The sequence below is a fragment of the Pseudomonas morbosilactucae genome (genome assembly GCF_023241715.1).
Classification (GTDB): Bacteria; Pseudomonadota; Gammaproteobacteria; order Pseudomonadales; family Pseudomonadaceae; genus Aquipseudomonas; species Aquipseudomonas morbosilactucae.
This window is the reverse complement of the sequence record NZ_JALQCW010000016.1, coordinates 49,412-73,272: the sequence shown is the minus strand read 5'-3', so window position 1 is coordinate 73,272 and position 23,861 is coordinate 49,412. Positions and strand designations below refer to the sequence as shown.

Below are 23,861 nucleotides of genomic sequence, written 5' to 3'. Positions count from 1 at the left end.
GCTGGCTTGCCAGCGATGGGGCCCGCAAGACGAGCGCCCGATCCGAAACTGCCATCGCCGGCAAGCCGGCTCCTACAACGGTTGGGCCGTGTGTTCTTCTGTAGGCGCTGGCTTGCCAGCGATGAGGCCCACAAGACGAGCGCCCCATTCGAAACCGCCATCGCCGGCAAGCCGGCTCCTACAACGGTTGGGCGTGTGTTTTTCTGTAGGAGCTGGCTTGCCAGCGATGAGGCCCGCCAGACGAGCGCCCTGTCCGAAACCGCCATCGCCGGCAAACCGGCTCCTACAAATCAGGCCTTGCGCCAAACGCTGGCCAGCCATGGTTGTTGTTCCCGGGGCAGGCCGGCGGGGCGGTAGTAATGTTCCAACTCGACAAACCCGGCCTCCGCAAGCAGCGCCTGCCAGGCCGCGAGGTCGTGATAGGCGCCGTAGCGTGGGCCGTTCCAGCCTTCCTGGTTGTCGCCCCGGGGGTTGGAGCTGAACAGCACGCCACCGGGTTTCAATGTGCCGTGCAATTGCTGGAGCACCCGGGGCAGTTCCTGGCGAGGAATATGGAACAGCACCGCATTGGCGAAAATGCCGTCGAAGCGCCCATCCGGCAGATCAAGCTTGAGGAAGTCCTGCTGCCAAACCTCGCAACCGCTGTCTTCCCGGGCCATCTGGGCAAAGCGCTCGGAGCCGTCGAGGCCCACGGCGACGTGCCCCAGGCGGGTGAAGGTTTGCAGGTCACGCCCGGGGCCGCAGCCAAAATCCAGCACGTTGAACGGGGCCGAACCCTGGAGATGTCGCAGCAGCGCGTCGATGTTCTGGCTGACGTCGTGGTCGCGGGTGCCTTCGCGGAAACCGTCGGCCACTTGGTTGTAATGGCCGAGGGTGGTGGCGGTGATGCTGGCGAGGTCGTCGGGGGCGAGTTTCATGGCGGGCTGCGCTGGCTGGAGAAAGGTGCCCAATATACCCCCAGATGGCCGCCCTGAGGGCTGGATCGCGACGGCGAGGCAACCCGCGCCGCGCTCCTCAACGCTTGTTCAGCACCCGCGCCAGGCGATCGCCGCCGAGCTGGATGGCCGCCACCAGAATCACCAGCAGCACGATCACCGTGAGCATGATCTGGCTGTCGAAACGCTGGTAGCCGTAGCGATAGGCGATGTCGCCCAGGCCGCCCGCACCAATGGCACCAGCCATGGCCGAGGAGTTGATCATGGTCACCAGGGTGATGGTGAAACCGCCGACGATGCCTGGCAACGCTTCGGGCAACAGCACATGCCAAACGATATGCCAGCGTCGGCAGCCCATGGCCTGTGCGGCTTCGATCAAACCGTGGTCGACTTCCCGCAGGCTGACTTCGGCAATTCGCGCAAAGAACGGCGTCGCGGCAATGGTCAGCGGCACCACAGCGGCCCAGACGCCATAGGTGGTCCCGACAATCAGCCGGGTAAAGGGAATCAGCGCCACCATCAGGATCAGGAACGGGATCGAGCGAAACAGGTTCACAAAGGCCCCCAGGGCCCGGTTCAGGTTCGGTGCCTCGTAGATCCCGCCCTTGCCGCTGGTGACCAGGATCACCGCCAGGGGAATCCCCGCCAGCAGGGCAATCAGCGACGACACGCCGACCATCAGGAAGGTGTCGATGACCCCTTGCAGCAAACGATCAAACCACATAACCCAGCACCTCCACCTGTTGTGCCCACTGGCTGGCACGCTGACGCAGCGCTTCGGCATCCAGCGGCGACCCCGTCACGGCCAGCAGCAATTGCCCCAGGGCGTGGCCCTGGATGCGTTCCACGCCGCCTTGGAGCAAGCGCACCTTGCCGCCAAGGGCGTTGAACAGCGCGGCCAGGTCCGGCTCGTCGCGTTGGCTGCCGGTGAACTGCAGGCGCAGCACCAGGGCCGCATCCACCGACGGCGATTGCTCCAGCAGACGGCTTTGTAGCTCATCGGGCAGGCTGTGTTGCAGCGGCGCCAGCAACGTTTTGCTGACCTCGTGCTGCGGGTTGCCGAAGACTTCCCAGACCGGCCCCTGCTCGACCACGTGCCCATGTTCCAGGACCACCACCCGGTCGCAGATATCACGGATCACCGCCATCTCGTGGGTGATCAGGATGATGGTCAGGCCCAGGCGCTGATTGATCTCTTTGAGCAGGCCGAGAATCGACTGGGTGGTCTCCGGATCCAGGGCCGAGGTGGCTTCGTCGCACAGCAGAATCGCCGGGTCGTGGACCAGGGCCCGGGCGATCCCCACCCGTTGTTTCTGCCCGCCGGAAAGCTGCGCCGGGTAGGCCTTGTGCTTGTCTTGCAGGCCCACCAGTTCCAGCAGTTCGCGAACCTTGCGCTCACGCTGTTCCTTGGGCACACCGGCCACCTTCAGCGGCAGCTCGACGTTCTGCCACACGGTCTTGGCCGACATCAGGTTGAAGTGCTGGAAGATCATGCCGATGCGTCGGCGCAGCTCCACCAGGCGGTCTTCGTCGAAGTCGCCGATGTCCACCTGGTCGATCAGTACCCGGCCGCTGGAGGGCTGCTCCAGGCGGTTGATGGTGCGGATCAGCGACGACTTGCCGGCGCCGCTGCGGCCGATGATGCCGAACACTTCACCGTGCTGGATCGCCAGGTCGATGCCGTGCAGGGCGTGCACCGGGCCTTGCTGGCCCTGGTAGGTCTTGGTCAGGCCGATAAACCGCACGTGGGCACGGTTCAGCTCGGGGTGCAGTTGGGCCTGAACCGCGCTCTGGGGCGCAGGTTCGGGCCGTGGGCGCTGGAGGCTGGCGACGCTCATATCAGCCTTCCCAGCCGGCTTGGTAGAGCTTGCCGTGGGCTTTATCCAGGGCGGCGCGCACTGCCGGCGAATGCTGGTAGATGTCGACGAACTTGATCAGCCGCGGGTCGGTCTTGGTCTTCGGCTGGATCACGAACTGGATCACGTATTCCTTGTGGTCGAGGCCGTCGAACAGCAGGGCCGACTCGGCGTCGAAGGTCTTGGCCAGGCGGATATAGGCCGGGTAGCCCTGGACCAGGTCGGCGTCGTCATAGGCGCGGACCAGTTGCACGGCTTCGACCTGGAGGATCTTGATCTTCTTCGGGTTGCTGACGATGTCGTCTTCGGTAGCCTTGTAGCCCACGCCAGGCTTGAGGGTAATCAAGCCGGCCTTGGCCAGCAGTTGCAGGCCGCGCCCGCTGTTGATCGGGTCGTTGGCGATGGCCACGCTGGCGCCTTCAGGCAGCTCGGCGAAGCTTTTGTATTTCTTCGAGTAGAGGCCGACGTTGTTGATGATGCCCGGGGCGAAGGGCACCAGGTCGAAACCGGCAGCGGCCTTGGCATTTTCCAGGAACGGGATGTGCTGGAAGTAATTCACGTCGATGTCGCCGGCGGCCAGGCTGACGTTGGGCGCGATCCAGTCGGTGAACTCCACCAGCTCGACTTTCAGGCCTTGTTTATCGGCTTCGGCGACGGCGGCTTCCAGGGGAATGGCGAAGGCGGCGGTGGTGCCGACTTTCAGTGGTTTGTCCGCGGCGAATACGGCGCCGCTGAACAGGCCGAGGGCGAGGACCAGGGCTTTGATCGGGTGGCTCAGGCGGGTGTTTTTCATGATGTTCGGGTCCAGTCGGGGCTAGGGGGTAGGCATTGGCTTGCCGGCGAGGCGCTCAGCGGCGATAGGCCGCGCCAGTGTGTTGTTCGGGCAGTTGCGCGTCGTGCTGGAACAGCTTCTCGCGCAGGGTGCCGCTGTCGTACGCGGTTTTGTAGGAACCGCGCCGCTGCAATTCCGGGATCACCAGGTCGATGAAATCCACATAGCTTTCCGGGGTGACGATGCGGGTCAGGTTGAAGCCGTCCAGGCCGGTTTCGGCGATCCAGGATTCCAGCTCGTCGGCCACCTGGGTCGGTGAACCGACCACGGTGATGTAGCGGCCGCCGAGGGCGTGCTGGTCGAGTAATTTGCGCCGGGTCCAGTCGTTGTTCTGCAGGTTCTTGGTGGCCGACTGGATGGCGTTGCTTTTCACGTACTGGATCGGTTCGTCGATTTCGTACTGGGCAAAGTCGATCCCGGTGGAGGCCGAGAAATGCGCCACGCCGGCTTCGGCGCTGGCATGGCTGCGGTACTCGGCCTGCTTGGCCCAGGCCGCTTCCTCGGTGGGCGCGACGATGACGTTGAGGCCCATGAATACCTTGACGTCCTCGGCCTTGCGCCCGGCGGCCACGGCGCTGGCGCGGACCTTGTCCACCTGGACCTTGGTCGACGCCTTGTTCTGCCCGCTGATAAACACGCACTCAGCGTGACGCCCGGCGAACAGCAAACCGCGATCCGAACTGCCGGCCTGGAACAGCACTGGGGTGCGTTGTGGTGAGGGCTCGCACAGGTGATAGCCGCTGACCTGGTAGAACTCGCCCTGGTGCTCGACCTTGTGCACCTTGTCGGGTTGGGCATAGATGCGCTGCTCGCGATCATTGATCACGGCGTCGTTTTCCCAGCTGCCTTCCCAGAGTTTGTACAGCACCTCCAGGTACTCATCGGCCTGGTCGTAGCGGCGGTCGTGTTCGATCTGTTGTTGCAGGCCCATGGCCTTGGCGGCGCTGTCCAGGTAGCCGGTGACGATGTTCCAGCCAACCCGGCCACGGCTCAGGTGGTCGAGGGTGGACAGGCGCCGGGCGAACAGATACGGCGCCTCGTAGGTCAGGTTGGCGGTCAGGCCGAAGCCGAGGTTCTTGGTCACCGCGGCCATCGCCGAGACCAGCAGCAGCGGGTCGTTGACCGGCAGTTGGATGGCCTCTTTGAGGGGCACGTCCACCGAGTTCTGATAGACGTCGTAGACCCCGACGATGTCGGCGATAAACAGCCCGTCGAACAACCCGCGCTCCAGCAGTTGAGCGAGCTCGGTCCAGTACTCGATGGTCTTGTACTGGGTCGAGTTGTCCCGTGGATGGGTCCACAGGCCGTGGTTGATGTGCCCGATGCAGTTCATGTTGAAGGCATTGAGCAGGATCTTTTTCTTGCCGGTTTCAAGCGCAGCCATCAGATCGTCCCCCGCAGCGGCGGGTTCTGCTGGTTAAGGTAGTAGTTACCCACCGCGTGGTACTTCCAGCGCACCGGGTCGTGCAGGGTGTGCACCCGGGCGTTGCGCCAGTGGCGGTCGAGGCCGTGCTCGGCCAGGGTCGCCTGGCTGCCGGCCAGCTCGAACAGGGTGGTGCCGGCGGCCAGGGAAATCTCGGTGCTGATGGCTCGGGTTTCCGCCACGGCGATCGAGGCGGCGGCCACGCTGTCGGCGTTGGTCGCGGCCTGGGCGCTGTCGAGCAGTTCCCCGGCGCGTTCCAGCAGCGCCTCAGTGGCGTGCAGGCGAACGCTCAGGTGGCCGAAGCTTTTCAGGGTCAGCGGGTCGTCCGTGGCTTTGTCGTTGCCGGAGTCGATCCACGGCCGGGTCTTGGTGCGCACGAAATGCAGGGCGTCTTCGTAGGCGGCGCGGGCGATGCCGGCGTCGATGGCGGCGTGGAGGATCTGCGCCAGCGGGCCGACGGTGGTCGGGCGCTCGAAGGCGCTCTGGAACGGCACCACATCGGCGGCGGCGACGTAGACGTTGTCGAACACCACCGAACCGCTGCCGGTGGTGCGCTGGCCAAAGCCGCTCCAGTCGTCGAGCACTTCCAGGCCCTGGCTGTCGGCCGGGACAAACGCCAGTTGCTGCACGCCCTGTTCATCCACCACCGAGGTGGGAATGCGCTGGGCGTAGAGGGCGCCGGTGGAGTAGAACTTGCGACCGTTGATGCGGTAGCCGTCGCCGTCCCGGGTCAGGCGGGTGGTGCGGTCGTTGGCGGTTTTGGTGCCCAGTTCGGCCAGGGCATTGCCGAAGCGCTGGCCGGCCAGGACCTCGGCGTACAGGCGTTGTTTCTGCTCAGGGCTGCCGTTCACCCGCAGCACTTCCAGGGCGTAGAAATGGTTTTGCGGAATCTGCCCGAGGGAGCCATCGGCCTGGGCGATCAAGGCAATGACCTTGGCCAGGGTGACGTTGGACACACCGGCGCCACCGTATTCCTTCGGCACGCTGATGCCCCACAGGCCGGAGCGGGAGAACGCCTCCAGCTCGGGGTGCGGCAGGCGGCGCTCGCGGTCGCGCAGGGCACTGTCGCGCTTGAAGTCTTCAGCGAGGTCGGTGGCGACGATCAGGGCTTGCTCATCGCTGGTGATGACCGCGACGTGGTGAGAAAAAGTCATGTGTTTCTCCAGAGGTCTGGTCGGTTAAATCCAGGAGTGACGAGCCGGCAGCGTGCCATTGAGGTGATAAGCGCCCACTGCGTGGTACTTCCAGCGCACCGGGTCGTGCAGGGTGTGCACCCGGGCGTTGCGCCAGTGGCGGTCGAGGTTGAATTCTTCAAGGGTGGCGCGGCTGCCCGCCAGCTCGAACAGCTTCTCGCTGGCCAGCAGGGAAATTTCGGTGGTGAGGATCTTGGCGTGGGCCACGGCAATCGAAGCACGGGCCGCGGACTCGGCGGTGAGCGGCGCGGCGCTGACCTGGTCCAGCACCTGGCCGGCCTTGCGCAGCAGGGCTTCGGCGGCGTGCAACTCGATCTTCAGCTTGCCGATGTCGGCGATCACATACAGGTCGTCGCTGGCCCGCTCGACCTGGGCATCGACCCAGGGCCGCGAACGTTCGCGAACGAATTCAATGGCGTCGTCGATGGCCGCGCGGGCGATGCCGGCGTCGATGGCCGCCTGGATCAACTGCGACACCGCACCCTGGGTGTTCGGCGATTCGTTGATCCGCCAGTTATCCAGGACCAGCTCGGCCTCGACCCGCACGTTGTTGAGCAAGATGGTGCCACTGGCGGTGGTGCGCTGACCGAAGCCCGACCAGTCGTCGACAATGCGCAGGCCCGGCGTGCCGCGGCGGACGAAGGCCAGCACTTGCTTGCCGTCATCGTTGAGCGCCTTGACCGCCACCCAATGGGCGAACAGGGCGCCGGTGGAGTAGAACTTCTGGCCATTGATGACGTAGCCATCGCCGTCCGCGGTGATGCGCGCCTTGAGTTCCAGGGTGTGCTTGGTGCCGCGTTCGGGGCCGGCGTTACCAATCCGCCAGCCGTCCAGCACGCTTTGCAGCAGTTGTTTTTTCTGCCGCTCGGTGCCGCTGCCGAGAATCAGGTTGATCACGCCGAACTGGTTCTGGGGGATCTGTCCCAGGGCCGGGTCGGCGGCGGAAATAATGGCGAACACCTCTGCCAGGGTCACGAACGACACCTGGGGGCCGCCGTATTCACGGGGGATGGCGATGCTGCCGAGGCCGCTGCGGGTGAACTGCTCGATCTCGGCCCAAGGCAACTTGCGCTGGCGATCACGGCGGGCCGCTTGCTGGCGGGCCACGGCGGCCAATTCATGGGCGACTTGCAGGGCCTGTGCGTCGTTGTGCAGCACTTGGGCAGGCAACAACAGCGGGGCGATATCCAGGTCGCTCTGGACCTGTGCGTCGGTCAAGCTGGACATCAGCGCCACTCCTTGGCTACACGCAATGCCCTGGCGATCTGCACTGGGGTGATTGTGTTCCGGACCATACCTACCTCATCTCTTTTGGATAGGCCGCGAGAGTGCGGCGAAATCAGAATCAAGAATGTCCGGTGGTCCGGTTCATATACCCTAAACGTGTATAAAAATTAAATAAACTAACTTTTAGGAATATGAATAGAAGGGTTGAATCGGAGCCTGAAGCGCTTCTATCTTGGCCGAGCGGGTCAGGGCTGGACGCAGAGCGTCGCGGGATGCATTCCCACGCAGAGTGTGGGAACGAGGGTGTGTGGGGGATATGCGGTTCTGGTTCCCGCGCTCTGCGTGGCAACCCCGCCAGGGACGCTCTGCGTCCCGCTGTTCAGGGGATCAGGCCGGGGTGTGGCTGGCGCTGATGAATTTGCTGAGGAACTGCCGGGTGCGCTCTTCCTTGGGGTTGGCGAACAGGGCCTTGGCTTCGCCTTGTTCGACGATCACGCCCTTGTCGAAGAAGATCACTCGGTTGGCCACGTCGCGGGCAAAGCCCATCTCGTGGGTGACGATGATCATGGTGCGCTTTTCCTCGGCCAGGCCGCGGATGGTCGCCAGTACTTCACCCACCAGTTCCGGGTCGAGAGCCGAGGTCGGTTCGTCGAATAGGATCACTTCCGGTTCCATGGCCAGGGCCCGAGCGATCGCCACCCGTTGCTGCTGGCCTCCCGACAGGCGCCGTGGGTAGGCGTCCTCCTTGCCGGCCAGGCCGACCTTGGCCAGCAAGCTGCGGCCCAGGGCTTCAGCCAAGTGGCGCGGGGTCTTCTTCACTACCAGCGGGCCTTCAATGACGTTCTCCAACGCGGTGCGATGGGGGAACAGATTGAAGTTCTGGAAGACGAAGCCCACCTGGCGCCGCAATTGGCGGATCAGGCCCTGCTGCTGGCTCAAGGGGCGACTGCCATCGATGGCGATGTCGCCGACCTTGATCCGCCCGCTGCTGGGTTCTTCGAGAAAATTCAGGCAACGCAGGAAGGTGGTCTTGCCCGAGCCGCTGGGGCCGATGATGGCCACCACTTCCCCGGCTTCGACCTTGAGGTCGATGCCGTTGAGCACCGTCTGACCCTTGAACTGCTTCGTCAGTTTTTCAACCTCAATCATGCTTTCAAGACTCCTGGTCGTGCCGATTGACCCGTTCTTCCAGCCGGTTCTGCAGGTGCGCCAGCAGGCTGGCCAGAATCCAGTAGATCAGGGCGGCGGCCAGATACATGGTGAACACTTCAAAGGTGCGGGCGGTGATCAATTGGGCCTGGCGGAACAGCTCCGGGACCTGGATCGTAGCGGCCAGGGCGGTGTCCTTGACCAGGGAAATAAAACTGTTGCCCAGCGGTGGCAGGGCGGTGCGCATGGCTTGTGGCAGGATCGCCCGGCGCAGGGTCTGGGCCCGGGTCATGCCGATGCTGGCCGCGGCTTCCCATTGGCCGCGCTCGATGGAGCTGATGGCGGCCCGCAGGATCTCGCACGCGTAGGCGGCCATGTTCAGCGAGAAGCCGATCAGCGCCGAGGGCAGGGGATCGATTTCAATCCCCAGTTGCGGCAGGCCGTAATAGATCACGAACAGCTGCACCAGCAGCGGCGTGCCGCGAAAGAACGACACGTAGACCCGGGCGATCCAGCTCAACAGCTTGAAGCGCGACAAGCGCATCAGGGCCAGGCCAAAGCCCAGCAACAGGCCGAAGAACATGCCGCCCAGGCTGAGGACTACCGTGTAGTACGCGCCCTTGAGGAGGAAGGGCGCGGACTCCACCAGCAACTGGACGGTCTCGGCCAGTTGCTGGCTCAACTGCGGAAAGTGCAGTCCGAACTGAACACTTGCCTCCATTATTGAGTGACGTCAGCGGCGAAGTATTTTTCCGAAAGCTTCTTCAAGGTGCCGTCAGCGCGCAGTTCGTCGATGGCCTTGTTCACCGCAGCCAGCAGTTCCGGCTCGCCTTTGCGCAGGGCTATACCGGCTTCCTGGCGGGAGAACGGTTCGCCGGAAACCACCAGGGTGTCCTTGGTTTTCTTGATCAGTTCCAGGGCCGCCAGACGGTCCACCAGAATCGCCTCGATACGGCCGACGCGCAGGTCCTGGTACTTGGTCGGATCATCGTCGTAGGTCTTGATCACCGCCGTTGGCACATTCTCTTTGAGCCATTGTTCGTAGTTGGTGCCCAGGCCGACACCGACCTTGTGGCCACCCAGGTCGGCCGCGGTCTTGAACTTGCCTTCGTCCTTTTTCTGGGTCAGGGCCTGGATGCCGGAAACGGTGTAAGGCGTGGAGAAGTCGTACTTCTTCTTGCGCTCTTCAGAGATGGTCACCTGGTTGACGACGGCGTCCAGACGCTTGGATTCGAGGGCTGCGAGAATGCCGTCCCATTTGGTCGGCTGCAGTTTGACCTTGACCCCGAGCTTCTGCGCCAGGGCTTCGGAGAACTCCACTTCGAAGCCGGCCAGCTTGCCGTTTTCATCGACATAGCTGAAGGGCGGGTAGGTGCCTTCCAGGCCGATGTTGATCACGCCGGCGGTTTTGATTTTTTGCAGCTGCTCACCGGCAACCGCCTGCCCCAGCATCCCGGCACCCAGTGCCAATCCCAGTGTGCCGATAAGCAGATTGCGACGTAGAACGGAAAAATTCATGACAAGCCCCTGTGGGTTTTTATGGGAGTTGCGGGTGGGAGATGCAGGTCAATCGGTGAGCGGGAGCGAACGCAATATCCTGCCCTAAATCGGCACTGTGCGTCTCGCGACAAATGAGCCTGCGGCGCGACTATAAAGCGCCACGCATAGGTTTAAAAATAATATAAATTCACTTTGTTATTCCTTTTTTATCAATTATTCCCCTGTCAACGGCACCTTCTGCAGGGGCGGACTCGCCAGCGATAACGCCCCAAGCCCCCCTACAAGATCCAGGCTCCCCACTGCTTAGGCAAAAGCCCCCGGATAAGCAAACAGCGCCGGCGCGCCACCGGTGTGCAGGAAGATGATCGGGCCGTCGTCGAAACGCTGGCGGCCGATGCCGTCGAGCAAGCCGGCCATGGCTTTGCCAGTGTAGACCGGGTCCAGCAGCAGCCCTTCCTGGCTGGCCACCAGCTTGATCGCGGCGAGGGTGCCGGCATTCGGCTCGCCGTAGCGCGGGGCGAAGTATTCGTCCCACAGTTCGATCTTGAAATGCTCCGGCAACCGCATGCCCAGCAGCTCGGCGGTGCGCTCGGCCAAGCCTTCGACCTTGGGCCGCTGGGCTTCGTCGCTGCGTGACACGGTGACGCCGATCACTGGCAGCTCGGGCAGGGCTTCACTCAGGGCCAGGGCCAGGCCGCTGTGGGTGCCGGCGCTGCCTGACGCCAGGACCACGGCGGCGAAGGTCAGGCCGCTGTCTTCGATTTGCTGGGCCAGCTCCAGGCCGGCGCGTACATAACCCAGGGCGCCGAGGGCGTTGGAGCCGCCAATGGGCACCAGGTAGGGCTTTTTGCCGTTGCTGCGCAGGCGCGCGGCGAGGGCCTGCAATTGCTCGTCGGCGTTGTCCAGGTTGTCCACCAGCTCGACCTTGGCGTCGAACAGGTCGAGCAACAGGCGGTTGCCGTTGCCCAGGTAATTGGCGTCGTCGGTGCCGATGGGGTTTTCCAGCAGGGCCACGCAACCCAAGCCGAGCTTGGCGGCCAGGGCGGCCGTCTGGCGCACGTGGTTGGACTGGAGGGCACCGGCGGTGATCAGGGTGTCGGCGCCCTGGGCCAGGGCATCGGCGGCCAGGTATTCGAGTTTGCGCAGCTTGTTGCCGCCCATGGCCAGTGGGGTGGTGTCGTCGCGCTTGACGTAGACATCGCGGCCCAGCCAGGCGGACAGGCGTTCGAGTTTTTCCAGGGCGGTGGCGTGACCGAGAAGGTCCAGGCGATTAAAACGGTCGAGCTGTTGTTTGATCATGGGGCCGCACGGGTCAGTAGAAGTGGATGGACTATAGGCAGCGATATTTGCCCGGGCAACCGTTGTTGCCTTATGCCGAAAAGTGCTTAAGCCAGCACAATTAGTTCTTAATTCGGCCTCCGGCGCATACCGTAAAGTGAGGGCCGTTTCCGCGGCCCGATCGTCCGGCCGCTTGAGTAAGGAGTCTTATCGTGAGCGAGCGTTCCAGCCATTGGCAATTGCAGACCATCGTTGGCCAACTGCGTGATGCCCGTGACCAGTGGCGTACCCGCAACGGCCGGGTCAGCGGTGAGCAGGGCGGCCGGGAGTTGCCGTCGCGGGCGGCGATGGCCGAGATCCTCGAAGCCCTGTGCGGGGCGCTGTTTCCCATGCGCCTGGGGCCGGTGGATTTGCGTGAGGAAAGCGAAGACTTCTATGTCGGCCATACCCTGGATGTGGCCCTCAACGCCTTGCTTGCCCAGACCCGCCTGGAGTTGCGCTACGCGGCCCGGCAGAGTGGCCAGTCCGATGCCGAGGTGGATGCCACGGCCATTCGCCTGATCCAGGATTTCGCCCTGGCCCTGCCTGGTTTACGGGTGTTGTTGGACACCGACGTGCTGGCGGCCTACCACGGCGACCCGGCGGCGCGCAGCGTGGATGAGGTGCTGCTCTGCTACCCGGGGATCCTTGCGGTGATTCACCACCGCCTGGCCCACCACCTGTATCGCGCCGGCCTGCCGTTGCTGGCACGGATCAGTTCGGAAATCGCTCACTCGGCCACGGGCATCGACATTCACCCGGGCGCGCAGATCGGCCGCAGCTTCTTTATCGATCACGGCACGGGCGTGGTCATTGGCGAGACCGCGATCATCGGTGAGCGCGTGCGCATCTACCAGGCCGTGACCCTGGGCGCCAAGCGCTTCCCGGCGGACGAGGACGGGCAATTGCAGAAGGGCCACCCTCGGCATCCGATCGTCGAGGACGACGTGGTGATCTACGCCGGCGCGACCATTCTCGGGCGCATCACCATCGGCCAGGGCTCGACCATTGGTGGCAACGTCTGGCTGACCCGCAGCGTACCGGCCGGCTGCAACCTGACCCAGGCCAACTTGCAGCACGACGACGGCACACAAAAATAACCGGCCTGTAGGCGCTGGCTGGCCAGCGATGGCGGTCGCAAGGGCTGTGCAAGACTTGAGGCCCAATCGCCGGCAAGCCGGCTCCTACGGGGGGTGGTGTTGTAGGGCGCGCAGCGGCGGTTTTTGGGCTGAACGATTTTCGCAGGGCTACGTCATACCCTTCCTTGAGCTAGCGTACGCACAGTACCGCTGAGCCCTGCGATTAGTCCTGAACCCCTATCCATGTTTAAATTGAACGCTTGTTCAAGTTAAACCGGTGGTTCGCCGCCCGCTCACAACAGGAGGCTTGCCTTTGCTGAGTCCGTGTCTTTCAGCCATGTTTTACCCCCTCGAGGTGCACCGTTCATGAGTGCATCGTCTACCCCCGCTAGCGGCCTGGTCCGCATGAACCCTCCGGTGTTCTACTTCGCCGCGAGCTTTATCCTGATCTTCGGCCTGGTGGTTATTTCCATGCCGGAACAAGCCGGTGCCTGGTTGCTGGCAGCGCAAAACTGGGCGGCCAATACGGTCGGCTGGTACTACATGTTGGCGATGACCCTGTACCTGGTCTTCGTGGTGGTCACCGCCTTGTCCGGCTACGGCAAGATCAAGCTCGGTGCCGACCACGACGAACCCGAGTTCAGCTACCTGTCGTGGGCCGGCATGCTGTTTGCCGCCGGGATCAGCATCACCCTGTTCTTCTTCTGTGTCTCCGAACCCCTGACCCACATGTTGCAGCCGCCACAAGGCGAGGCGGGCACGGCGGAGTCGGCGCGCCAGGCCATGCAGCTGCTGTTCCTGCACTGGGGTCTGCACGGTTGGGGCGTATTCGCCTTCGTCGGCATGGCCCTGGCCTATTTCGCCTACCGGCATAACCTGCCCCTGGCCCTGCGCTCGGCGCTCTACCCGCTGATCGGCAAGCGCATCAACGGCCCCATCGGCTATGCGGTGGACGGCTTCGGCATCATCGCCACGGTGTTCGGCCTGGGCGCCGACATGGGCTTTGGCGTGCTGCACTTGAACTCCGGGCTGGACTACCTGTTCGGCATCGCCCACACCCAGTGGATTCAGGTGGGCCTGATCACCTTGATGATGGGCGCGGCGATCCTGGTGGCGGTGTCCGGGGTCGACAAGGGCGTGCGGGTCATGTCCGACATCAACATGCTGCTGGCGGTGGCGCTGCTGCTGTTCGTGTTGTTCGCCGGGCCCACCCAGCACCTGCTCAACACCCTGATCCAGAACCTTGGGGACTATCTGGGGGCGCTGCCGGTCAAGAGTTTCGACGTCTACGCCTATGACAAACCCAGTGACTGGCTGGGCGGCTGGACGGTGTTCTATTGGGCCTGGTGGATCGCGTGGTCGCCCTTTGTCGGGCTGTTTATCGCGCGTATTTCCCGTGGCCGGACCATCCGTGAGTTCGTCTTCGGCGTGCTGCTGATTCCCCTGGGTTTCACCTTGGCCTGGATGTCGATTTTCGGTAACAGCGCCATCGACCAGGTGCTCAACCACGGCATGAGCGCGCTGGGCATGAGCGCCCTCAACGACCCCTCGATGACCCTGTACCTGCTGCTGGAAACCTACCCGTGGGGCAAGACGGTGATCGCGGTCACGGTGTTCATCAGCTTTGTGTTCTTCGTCACCTCGGCGGATTCCGGCACCGTGGTGCTTTCGACCCTGTCGGCCCGTGGCGGCAATGCCGATGAAGACGGGCCGAAATGGCTGCGGGTGTTCTGGGGTGCGATGACTGCGCTGGTCACCAGTGCCTTGCTGTTTGCTGGCAGCATCGACTCGCTGAAGTCCGCGGTGGTGCTGACCTCGCTGCCGTTCTCGATGATCTTGCTGCTGATGATGTGGGGGCTGCACAAGGCCTTCTACCTGGAATCGCAGAAGCGCATTGCCCAGCTGCATTCCCTGGCGCCAGTGTCGGCGTCGTCACGGCGAGGCAAGGGCGGCTGGCGTCAGCGCTTGAGCCAGGCGGTGCATTTCCCGTCCCGGGATGAGGTGTATCGCTTCCTCGACCAGACGGTGCGCCCGGCCATTGAGGAAGTGACGGCGGTGTTCGTCGAGAAGGGCTTGAACGTGGTCACTCAGCCGGACCCGGCCAACGACAACGTCAGCCTGGAGATCGGCCACGGTGACCAGCATCCGTTCATCTATCAGGTGCAGATGCGCGGCTACTTCACCCCGTCTTTCGCCCGTGGCGGCATGGGCCCGAAAGAGCTGCGCAACCGCCGCTATTACCGGGCCGAGGTGCACCTGGCCGAGGGCAGTCAGGATTACGACCTGATGGGCTACACCAAGGAGCAGATCATCAACGACATCCTCGACCAGTACGAGCGCCACATGCAGTTTTTGCATCTGGTGCGTTAAGGCGCGAACTAGGACCTGCGCCGCCACACGAGGCTCGCTGCAGGCGCTGGCTTGCCAGCGATGGCGCCCGCCAGCTTGGGTGGCCTGATCGCTGGCAAGCCGGCTCCTACAAGGGTGATTTTTATCGTGTGCGGGCGTTACACCAGCCCGCCATTGGCCCGCAGGATTTGCCCGTTGACCCAGCCTGCGGCCGGGCTCACCAGAAAACCGATGATCTGCGCGATGTCTTCCGGCTGCCCCAGGCGTTCCAGGGGCGGCATCTTGGCAAAGCCCTGGACCTGCTCCTCACTTTTCCCCTGCATAAACAACTCGGTTGCCACCGGTCCCGGCGCCACGGCGTTGACCGTGATCTGGCGCCCGCGCAATTCCTTGGCGAACACCTGGGTCAAGGATTCCACTGCGGCCTTGCTGGCGATGTACACCGCATAACCCGGCAGGTTGAGGCCAACGGTGCTGCTGGAAAAATTGACGATGCGCCCGCCATCATTCAGGCGGGTGGCGGCTTCGCGCAGGGTGTTGAAAGTACCGCGGGTGTTGATGGCGAAGGTCTGCTCGAACAGCTCGTCACTGTGTTGGGCCAGGGGCAGGACCTTGAGGATGCCGGCGTTGTTGATCAGCACATCGACCTTGCCCAGTTGGGCTTCGGTTTCATCGAACAGCCGGTGCACGTCGGCGGCGTTGGCCACGTCGGCCTTGATCGCTATGGCTTGGTGCCCTGCCTGGCGCAGTTCCACCACCAGCCTGGAGGCTTCGGTGGCGCTGCTGGCGTAGTTGATGACCACGGCGAAACCGTCGCTGGCCAGTTGCTTGGCAATCACTGCGCCGATGCCGCGGGACGCGCCGGTGACGATGGCGACTTTGCAGGTCTGTTGGGTCATGGAGGGTTTCCTTTTCGAGGGAGGTGCTGGGCTTCGGGTGGATGCAGATTCACCTGTTTACCCAAATCGATAAATGCCCCAGAGTTGCCCTCACTGTTCAAGAATCGCCAACAATCCAGCGCCAGGAGCCTTACGTGGATCAAGTCAAAGCGATGAAGATCTTTGTGCGGATCTACGAGCGCAGCAGCTTCACCCAGGCCGCCGACGACCTGAACCTGCCCCGGGCCACCCTGACCCACAGCCTCAACCAGTTTGAAGCCTGGCTCGGCACTCGCCTGCTGGAACGCAGTACCCGTCGGGTGCGGCCCACATTGGATGGCGAGGCCTATTACCTGCGGTGTGTGCAGTTGCTGGCAGAGCTGGAAGAGGCCGAGTTGGCGTTTCGCAGCGTGGCGCCCAAAGGCCGGCTGCGGGTGGATCTGCACGGCACCCTGGCCAAGTACTTCGTGATCCCCGCCTTGCCGGCGTTCATGGCGCGTTATCCACAGATCGAGTTGTCCATCAGTGAGGCGGATCGTTTTGTCGACCTGATCGCCGAAGGCGTGGACTGCGTGCTGCGGGCCGGGACGCTGGGGGATTCGTCGCTGATCGGGCGTCGGGTCGCCAACCTGCGCCAAGTCACGTGCGCCAGCCCGGATTACCTGCGGCGCTTTGGTGAACCCCAAAGCCTGGCCGAACTCGGCGAGCACCGCGCGGTGAACTACGTTTCGCGGACCACGGCCGCGCTGTTCCCCTTCCAGTTCATGGTCAATGGCGAGTTGCAGGAAGTGCCCATCGACGGCGCGCTGACGGTCTTCGGCGCGGAGATCTACAAGGCCTCCGCCGTGGCCGGGCTGGGCATTATCCAATGCCCCCACTACGGCGTGGCGCAGCAGATTGCCCAGGGCCAGTTGCAGGAAATTCTCACCGATACCGCGCCGCCGCCCATGCCCGTCTCAGTGCTTTACCCCCACAACCGGCAGATGTCGCCGCGAGTACGGGTGTTTGTCGACTGGCTGAGTGAAGTGTTCACCGAAGCCCGCTGAGGCGTTGCGAGAGCTGTCGGCCTGAAGCCTCCCCTAAACGCCTGTAAGCCAGCCTTCAAGCGCTTTCACGCTCGATCAGCTGGCACTGCAGCAGGTTCAAGCGCTGCACCTCGTCCTCCACCGGCAGCACCCCGAGGCTCTCCAGTACTCGGGTTGCTGCCAGCACGCCGATCTCCAGGGCCGGCGGCTTGATGGTGCTCAGGCTCGGCAACAGCATCTCGGCGAAGGGGTAGTCGCCAAAGCCCAGCACCGCGCAGTCTTCGGGGATGTTCAGGCCGGCTCTTTGCCCGGCCAGGGAGCCGCCGGCCGCCAGGTTATCGTTGGCGAAGATGATGGCGTCGGGACGCGGCGTGGCGTTCATCAGGGCCTCCATCGCCTGTTTGCCGGCCTCGAACGGCGCCCGATCCGCATCCGGGGCGAATACCCAGGGCTCCAGCCCCAGTTCGCGGGCTGTTGCCGCGTAACCGTCTCGTCGCTCCAGGGCGCTGAAGTCGCCGGGGGCGCTGTTTTGCACAAAGGCGATGCGCCGATAACCCTTGCCGTGCAGGTAGCGGGCGGCGGTGACGCCCACCTCATAATGGGAGAAACCGATTTGCACCGGCTCCCGGTGGGGTTGGTAATCCCAGGTCTCGATCACCGGGATGTCCGCCTCGGCGATCATCTTTTCCGTCGCTGGGCTATGGAAGTGGCTGGTCAGCACCAGGGCCGCCGGCGACCAGCCGAGGAAGGCACGCACGGCGCTTTCTTCCTGCTGCACATCGAAATAGCTGGAGGCCAGCAACAGCTGATAGCCGTGGCGACTGAGGGTGTCACTGAAGCCCTGGATGGTGTTGGCGAAGATCGGCCCGGAGATGTTGGGAATCACCATGGCGACGATTTTGCCCCGGGCTGACGCCAACCCACCGGCCACCAAGTTTGGCACATAACCCAGTTGCGCCACCACCTCGGCGATGCGTTCCCGTCGCTCCGGGGAGACGCTGTCGGGCTGGTTGAAATAGCGCGACACGGTGATCGCCGAAACACCTGCTTGCTTGGCCACGGTGTTCAGGGTCACGCGTCCGGCGCCGCGGCGTTTGCGCCCGGGGATTTTTTCAGCAGTCAAAAGCCTGATCCTTTTAACGAACAAAAAGGCATATAAAAGTAATTTTTCAGTATTGGACGGTCTATGTACGGCTTGTCGATACTGGCGATGTTAGCGCTAACAAAGCGCGATGTCTGCTACTCGCTCGAGCGAATGCCCACGACAGAATTTCCAGGCGCGGCCGGCGTAGATCGGCGGCGGTTCAGGGCTTATTTCGAGCAGGTGCAGCATGCAGAAGATTTTTGGGGAACAGCAGAAACTGGCGCGTTCGATCCGCGCCGCCGGTGCTCGTCGGCAGCACCTGGGCTGGCTGTTGGCAGGGTTGGCCGCGTTGCCGGTCCCGGGGGCGTTTGCCGCCGACAGCAGCGCCACCGCGCAAGACCAGGAACCGACCCTGAAGTCAGTCACGGTCACCGCCACCCGCCGCGAAGAGTCGCTGCAGAAGGTGCCGGTAGCGGTCTCGGTGGTGGACGGCGAGCAACTGGAGCGGGACAACCGCAACGGCGTGGCGAGCATCGTGCAACAGGTGCCGTCGCTGAACTTTCGAACCGGTGCTTCCAACAAAGACACCTCGCTGTTCATTCGCGGCGTGGGCACCATTTCCACCTCGCCGGGCGTCGAGCCGACAGTGGCCACCGTGATCGACGGTGTGGTTTATGGCCGCCCGGGCCAGGCCACCCTGGACCTGTTGGACCTGGAGCGCATCGAGGTGCTGCGGGGGCCCCAGGGCACCCTGTTCGGCAAGAACTCCTCGGCCGGTGTGCTGAATATCGTGACCAAGGCGCCCAGCGCCGAGACCCACGGCTACATCGACCAGGCCTATTACAGCGGCAATGAAAGTCGCACCCGCTTCGGCATTGGCGGCAGCCTGATTCCCGACACCCTCAAGGGCTCCGTGACCACGCTGTTCGGCAGCTATGACGGTAACGTCGACAACCAGCACAACGGCCAGGAGGTCAACGGCTACAACCGCAAAGGGGTGCGCGGCAAGCTGGAATTCACCCCCAGCGACGACCTCACGTTCACCCTGGCAGCGGACTACATGCAGGCCCACGACGACGCGCCCAACGGCGTAGTCAGCAAGGCCCTGACCCCGGCCTTTGCCAATGCCTTGAACCCGGTGCGGCCGAGCAGCGACAACCGGGATATCAACACCGATACCCGCTCCCATGTGGAGGACGTCAACAAGGGCCTGTCCGGCCAACTGGACTGGAACCTGGGCGACTACACCCTGACGTCGATCACCGCCTGGCGTGGCTGGAACAACACCCAATATCAGGATGGCGACCGCCTCGGCACCATCACCGCGGCCTTCCCGAGCACAGCGGACAAAGGTGAGCTGGATTACAACCAGTACTCTCAGGAGCTGCGCCTGGCGTCGCCCAAGGGCGAGTTCCTGGAATACGTCGGTGGCCTGTTTTACATGCACGGCAAGGATGAGGAGACCTATCAGCGCACCCTCACCACGACCACCAGCACCAACCGGGGCATCGCCGACTACAGCACCACCAACGACAGCTACGCGGTGTTTGGTGAAAGCACCCTGAACTTCACCTCGGACTTTCGCGCTATCGCCGGCCTGCGCTGGACCCACGACGACCTGAAATACGACCACCGCCGGGTGTCCACCTCGGCCGTGCAGGTGGCCGGCATCCAGCCCGGTACCAGCAGCTCCGGTTCGGTGGATGAGGATGGCTGGTCCGGCCGCCTGGGCGTGCAGTACGACCTGAGCGACGCGGTCACCACTTACCTGACTTATTCCCGCGGCTATAAAGGCCCGGCCTACAACGTGTTCTTCAACATGCAGCCGCGGGACACCGACGCGCTGAAGCCGGAAACCTCCAACACCTGGGAGGCCGGGATCAAGGCCACCAGCTGGAACAATCGCCTGACCACCAACCTAGCGGTGTTCCACAGCGATTACGACAACTACCAGGCCAACTTCTTCGACACCGTGGCCGGTCAGGTGGTGACCCGCCTGATCAATGCCGGCAGCGTCAGTACCGAAGGTGTCGAGCTGGATTACGCCCTGCAGGCCACCCAGCAACTCAAGCTTTCCGGTGCCTTGGCCTATACCCGTGCGCGCATCGACGAATTCGCCTGCCCGGCGGGCGCGGCGGCCACCTGCAACGTCAATGGCAAGCCGCTGCCGTTCAGCCCGGACTGGAAGAGTTACGTGCGTGCCGACTACAGCATTCCACTGGATAACGGCCTGGATATCGAACTGGGCACCGATTACAGCTGGCAGAGCGAAGTGCAGTACGACATCAACCAGAACCTCGACACCAAGCAGGGCGCCTATGGCATCTGGAACGCCAGCATCGCCCTGGCCGATTACAACCAGGGTTGGCGCGTAGCGCTGCTGGGCAAGAACCTCGCCGACAAGTCCTATTCGCCCTTGCTGGCCAGTGGTGGCAATTACATCTACCGCGCCGTGCCACGGGACGACGAACGTTATTTCGGTGTGCAGCTGCGTAAGGATTTTTGAGCCGTTGCGTGCAACAACCCTCAATGATTCGTAAAGGAAAGTGCTTATGACTCGCCCAAGACAGCTCAAGCTCGGCGCCTTTTTAATGGCCACTGGGCATCATGTTGCCGCCTGGCGCCACCCGTACGTACCGGCTGATGCTGGACTAGACTTTGAAGCGTACAAACAGCTGGCGTTGATCGCCGAGGCAGCGAAGTTCGATACCTTGTTCGTTGCCGACAGTATCGCTGCAGATAGCAGCGAGATCGCCAGTCGAATGGCCCGTTCTGACCACTTTGAGCCCTTGACGCTGCTCTCTGCCCTCAGTGCGATTACAGCCCATATTGGGCTGATTGCCACCGCCACTACGAGCTATAACGTACCGTACCATGTAGCACGTAAATTCGCGTCCCTGGACCATCTTTCCGGTGGTCGGGCCGGGTGGAACCTGGTGACTTCCGATAACGCCGCTGAAGCGCAGAATTTCGGCCGGGACCAGCACATCGGCCACGCCGAGCGCTACAGCCGGGCCAAGGAGTTCCACGAGGTGGTCACCGGACTCTGGGACAGCTGGCAGGACGACGCCTTTGTTCGCGACAAAGCCAGCGGCCAGTACTACGACCCGGCCAAGCTGCATGTGCTGAATCACCAGGGCGAGCACTTTCGGGTCAAGGGGCCGTTGAATGTGGCTCGGCCACCCCAGGGGCACCCGGTGATCGTCCAGGCCGGCTCATCGGAAGCCGGGCGCGAGCTGGCGGCGCAAACCGCCGAGGTGGTGTTCACTGCCCAGGCGTCACTGGCCAGTGCCCAAGCCTTCTATGCCGACCTCAAAGGGCGCCTGGGCCGGTACGGACGCAGCGCCGATTCCTTGAAGATCATGCCCGGGGTGTTTGTGGTGGTGGGGCAGACCGAAAGCCTGGCCCGGGAAAAATTCGAGTCCTTCCAGCAACTGATCGAGCCTGAAGTGGGCGTGGCCTTGTTGGGGCGTATGCTGGGCAACTTCGACTTGTCGCAGTACCCGCTGGACGGGCCTTTGCCTGAGTTGCCACTGACTGAAAGCGGCCAGCAAAGCCGGCAGAAACTCCTGACCGAGCTGGCGGGCAAGGACAACCTGAGCCTGGCCGAACTAGGGCGCAAGATTGCCGGCGGGCGCGGGCATTACAGCCTGATCGGCACGCCGAGCCAGATCGCCGACGAGTTGCAGGCCTGGTTCGAGCAAGGCGCGGCCGACGGCTTCAACGTGCTGGTGCCCCATCTGCCTGGCGGCTTGGAGGATTTTGCCCAGGGCGTGGTTCCGGAACTGCAACGTCGCGGGTTGTTCAGAACAGAGTACGAAGGCAAGACGCTGCGCGAGAACCTCGGGTTGGCGCGGCCGAAACATCGCTTTGCCTGATTCGCTTCACCTATTTTTTGAGCGTAAACGAGAGAGGATTCGATGACTTACTTGGCTGCCGAAAACCGCTACGACTCCATTCCCTACCGCCGCGTCGGACGCAGCGGCCTGGTGCTGCCGGCATTGTCCCTGGGCCTGTGGCACAACTTCGGCGACAGCACGCCGATCGATACCCAGCGCTCGCTGTTGCGCACCGCGTTCGACCTGGGCATCAACCACTTCGACTTGGCCAACAACTACGGCCCGCCCTACGGCAGCGCCGAGATCAACTTCGGTCGCTTGCTGCGTGAAGACTTCAAGCACTACCGCGATGAGCTGATTATCTCCAGCAAGGCCGGCTGGGACATGTGGCCCGGCCCCTATGGCCAGGGCGGCGGTTCGCGCAAATACGTCTTGGCCAGCCTCGACCAGAGCCTGCAGCGCCTGGGCCTCGACTACGTGGATATCTTCTATTCCCACCGCTTCGACCCGGACACCCCGCTGGAAGAAACCGCCAGCGCCCTGGCTACCGCTGTGCAGCAAGGCAAGGCGCTGTACATCGGCATCTCTTCCTACTCCGGGGTGAAAACCCGCGAGATCGCCGCGTTGCTCAAGGATTGGAAGGTGCCGTTGTTGATTCACCAGCCGGCCTACAACCTGCTCAACCGCTGGGTGGAAAAAGACCTGCTGGACACCACCGAGGAGCTGGGTACCGGGGTGATCGCCTTCACGCCGTTGGCCCAGGGCCTGCTGACGGACAAATACCTCAACGGCATTCCGCAAGACGCGCGGGTCAACCGTCCGGGGGGCGGTTCGCTGCAGGCGGCGCATTTGTCCGAGGCCAATATTGCCCACGTCCGCGCCCTCAACGAGATTGCCAAGCGCCGTGGCCAGAGCCTGGCGCAACTGGCCCTGGCCTGGACCCTGCGGGACCCTCGTGTGACCTCGGCACTGATCGGCGCCAGCCGGCCGGAGCAAATCATCGAAAACGTCGGAGCCCTGAACAACCTCAGCTTCAGTGCCGAAGAGCTGGCGGAAATCGATCGCTTTGCCCAGGAAGGCGGAATCAACTTGTGGGAAAAACCATCGACGGCGGAGTAAGGCGCTAGGGCGTCATCGCCGGTAAGCCGGCTCCTACAGGGGCGGGGTTGCCGGCGAATGGTTCAAATCTCCAGCGGTTGCCAGGGATTGATCAGGCTGCCGCTGGGCTCCTCGAAGTCTTTGATATGACGCGTGGCCAGGGCGGCGTCGTGGGTTTGGCCTTAGAACGGCACGTCGCCAAGTACGGTTGCACGGTGCATGACCCGGCGTTGCGGGCGGTAGTCGTCGACGGCGTAGTGCTGGGTCACGCGGTTGTCCCAGAAGGCCACGTCGTTTTCCTGCCAGCGCCAGCGAATGGTGAACTCCGGGCGGGTGGCGTGGGCGAACAGCAGTCTGAGGATGGCCTCGCTTTCGCTGTCGGAGAGTTCGTTGATGCGGGTGGTGAAGCCATCGTTGACGAACAGCGACAAGCGCCCGCTCACCGGGTGGGTACGAATCACCGGGTGCGACAGCGGCGGGTTCTTGCGTCGGGTTTCTTCCCAGCGGGCCAGGTCTTCGGGGGTGCTGCCGAAGCGCTCCAGGGGGAAAGACTTGGTGAAGTCGTGGGTGGCCGTCAGGCCCTTGAGCAGGGCTTTCATCGGCTCCGACAGCGCTTCATAGGCGGCGATGCCGCTGGCCCACAGAGTGTCGCCGCCGAACTCCGGCAGTTGCTTGGCACTGAGCACCGCGCCCAGGGCCGGGGTCGGCAGGAAGGTCACGTCGGTGTGCCAGATGGCGTTGTCGCGCACGTCGGTTTCGGCGGTGTCGAGGATCAACACTTCCGGCTGTTCCGGCACATTGGGGTAGATCGGGTGGATGTGCAGGTCACCGAAATTCGCCGCGAAGCGCGCCTGCTGCTGGGGCGTAATGGGCTGTTCGCGGAAGAACAGCACCTGGTGCTTGAGCAGCGCCTGCTCGATGGCATCGCGTTGCTCCGCATTCAACGGCTGGCTGATGTCGACGCCGCGGATCTGGGCACCCAGTGCAGAACTTAAAGGGGTAATGGTCAGGCTCATGGTCATTCTCGAATTCGTTGTGGGTAGGCGCGGCCGGGCGGCGTTCCGCTTGCTGGCGAAG

Annotated in this window: 20 protein-coding genes; 6 read left to right on the top strand and 14 right to left on the bottom strand. The window is 63.4% G+C overall.

Annotated features, from left to right (window positions below):
• Nucleotides 1–290: 290 nt before the first annotated feature.
• The 11 genes from M1B34_RS08910 to M1B34_RS08860 all read right to left on the bottom strand — a co-directional run bounded on the left by M1B34_RS08910 (nt 291) and on the right by M1B34_RS08860 (nt 11,414).
• A complete protein-coding gene (locus M1B34_RS08910; RefSeq protein WP_268264892.1) occupies nt 291–917 on the bottom strand; it encodes a class I SAM-dependent methyltransferase in 627 nt (208 codons plus the stop codon).
• A 97-nt stretch (nt 918–1,014) separates the two neighbouring features.
• Nucleotides 1,015–1,659: a methionine ABC transporter permease gene (locus M1B34_RS08905; RefSeq protein ID WP_268264891.1), complete on the bottom strand. Its 645-nt coding sequence runs from the start codon at nt 1,657–1,659 to the stop codon at nt 1,015–1,017.
• On the bottom strand, nt 1,649–2,773 hold the full coding sequence (locus M1B34_RS08900) for a methionine ABC transporter ATP-binding protein (RefSeq protein WP_268264890.1): 1,125 nt from the start codon (nt 2,771–2,773) through the stop codon (nt 1,649–1,651). Before M1B34_RS08900 ends, M1B34_RS08905 begins: the two co-directional genes overlap by 11 nt.
• Before the next feature lies 1 nt (nt 2,774).
• Nucleotides 2,775–3,584, bottom strand: a complete 810-nt coding sequence (locus M1B34_RS08895) for a MetQ/NlpA family ABC transporter substrate-binding protein (RefSeq protein WP_123329008.1) — start codon at nt 3,582–3,584, stop codon at nt 2,775–2,777.
• Between the two features lie 55 nt (nt 3,585–3,639).
• On the bottom strand, nt 3,640–5,007 hold the full coding sequence (locus M1B34_RS08890) for an LLM class flavin-dependent oxidoreductase (protein ID WP_268264889.1): 1,368 nt from the start codon (nt 5,005–5,007) through the stop codon (nt 3,640–3,642).
• The gene (locus M1B34_RS08885) at nt 5,007–6,200 is read right to left on the bottom strand and encodes an SfnB family sulfur acquisition oxidoreductase (protein ID WP_268262886.1); all 1,194 of its coding nucleotides are present in this window, start codon (nt 6,198–6,200) and stop codon (nt 5,007–5,009) included. The genes M1B34_RS08890 and M1B34_RS08885 overlap by 1 nt, the downstream gene beginning before the upstream one ends.
• Nucleotides 6,201–6,224: 24 nt before the next feature.
• A complete protein-coding gene (locus tag M1B34_RS08880; protein WP_268264888.1) occupies nt 6,225–7,466 on the bottom strand; it encodes an SfnB family sulfur acquisition oxidoreductase in 1,242 nt (413 codons plus the stop codon).
• Between the two features lie 387 nt (nt 7,467–7,853).
• A complete protein-coding gene (gene tcyN, locus M1B34_RS08875; RefSeq protein WP_123329016.1) occupies nt 7,854–8,615 on the bottom strand; it encodes an L-cystine ABC transporter ATP-binding protein TcyN in 762 nt (253 codons plus the stop codon).
• A 4-nt stretch (nt 8,616–8,619) separates the two neighbouring features.
• Nucleotides 8,620–9,336 carry a cystine ABC transporter permease gene (tcyL, locus tag M1B34_RS08870; protein ID WP_425273431.1) on the bottom strand — a complete coding sequence of 239 codons (717 nt, stop codon included), beginning with the start codon at nt 9,334–9,336 and terminating at the stop codon, nt 8,620–8,622.
• Nucleotides 9,336–10,133: a cystine ABC transporter substrate-binding protein gene (gene tcyJ, locus M1B34_RS08865; protein ID WP_123329018.1), complete on the bottom strand. Its 798-nt coding sequence runs from the start codon at nt 10,131–10,133 to the stop codon at nt 9,336–9,338. Before tcyJ ends, tcyL begins: the two co-directional genes overlap by 1 nt.
• A 285-nt stretch (nt 10,134–10,418) precedes the next feature.
• On the bottom strand, nt 10,419–11,414 hold the full coding sequence (locus M1B34_RS08860; protein WP_123329020.1) for a D-cysteine desulfhydrase: 996 nt from the start codon (nt 11,412–11,414) through the stop codon (nt 10,419–10,421).
• 191 nt (nt 11,415–11,605) lie between these two features.
• Here M1B34_RS08860 and epsC point away from each other — a divergent pair, with 191 nt between their 5' ends.
• Both epsC and betT read left to right on the top strand, forming a co-directional pair.
• Nucleotides 11,606–12,532 carry a serine O-acetyltransferase EpsC gene (epsC, locus tag M1B34_RS08855; protein WP_123329022.1) on the top strand — a complete coding sequence of 309 codons (927 nt, stop codon included), beginning with the start codon at nt 11,606–11,608 and terminating at the stop codon, nt 12,530–12,532.
• Between the two features lie 384 nt (nt 12,533–12,916).
• Nucleotides 12,917–14,881: a choline transporter BetT gene (betT, locus tag M1B34_RS08850; protein ID WP_185039134.1), complete on the top strand. Its 1,965-nt coding sequence runs from the start codon at nt 12,917–12,919 to the stop codon at nt 14,879–14,881.
• Nucleotides 14,882–15,018: 137 nt separating this feature from the next.
• On the opposite strand, the gene M1B34_RS08845 is transcribed toward betT, so the two are convergent.
• A complete protein-coding gene (locus tag M1B34_RS08845; RefSeq protein ID WP_268264887.1) occupies nt 15,019–15,759 on the bottom strand; it encodes an SDR family oxidoreductase in 741 nt (246 codons plus the stop codon).
• A gap of 134 nt (nt 15,760–15,893) precedes the next feature.
• Between M1B34_RS08845 and M1B34_RS08840 the strand changes: the two genes are divergently transcribed.
• Nucleotides 15,894–16,784 (top strand): LysR family transcriptional regulator, encoded by an 891-nt coding sequence (locus tag M1B34_RS08840; RefSeq protein WP_268264886.1) that lies wholly within the window; start codon nt 15,894–15,896, stop codon nt 16,782–16,784.
• 55 nt (nt 16,785–16,839) lie between these two features.
• Here M1B34_RS08840 and M1B34_RS08835 read toward each other — a convergent pair whose 3' ends face one another.
• Nucleotides 16,840–17,886, bottom strand: a complete 1,047-nt coding sequence (locus M1B34_RS08835; protein ID WP_123329029.1) for a LacI family DNA-binding transcriptional regulator — start codon at nt 17,884–17,886, stop codon at nt 16,840–16,842.
• Nucleotides 17,887–18,094: 208 nt separating this feature from the next.
• On the opposite strand from M1B34_RS08835, the gene M1B34_RS08830 reads away from it, so the two are divergent.
• The 3 genes from M1B34_RS08830 to mgrA are packed head-to-tail and all read left to right on the top strand — an operon-like array spanning nt 18,095 to nt 22,805.
• A complete protein-coding gene (locus M1B34_RS08830) occupies nt 18,095–20,353 on the top strand; it encodes a TonB-dependent receptor (RefSeq protein ID WP_268264885.1) in 2,259 nt (752 codons plus the stop codon).
• Between the two features lie 46 nt (nt 20,354–20,399).
• Complete coding sequence (locus tag M1B34_RS08825) at nt 20,400–21,725, top strand: LLM class flavin-dependent oxidoreductase (protein ID WP_268264884.1); 1,326 nt, start codon at nt 20,400–20,402, stop codon at nt 21,723–21,725.
• 42 nt (nt 21,726–21,767) lie between these two features.
• Nucleotides 21,768–22,805 (top strand): L-glyceraldehyde 3-phosphate reductase, encoded by a 1,038-nt coding sequence (gene mgrA / locus M1B34_RS08820; protein ID WP_268264883.1) that lies wholly within the window; start codon nt 21,768–21,770, stop codon nt 22,803–22,805.
• 161 nt (nt 22,806–22,966) lie between these two features.
• Here mgrA and tauD read toward each other — a convergent pair whose 3' ends face one another.
• Nucleotides 22,967–23,800, bottom strand: a complete 834-nt coding sequence (gene tauD, locus M1B34_RS08815) for a taurine dioxygenase (protein ID WP_123329895.1) — start codon at nt 23,798–23,800, stop codon at nt 22,967–22,969.
• Nucleotides 23,801–23,861: the final 61 nt, after the last annotated feature.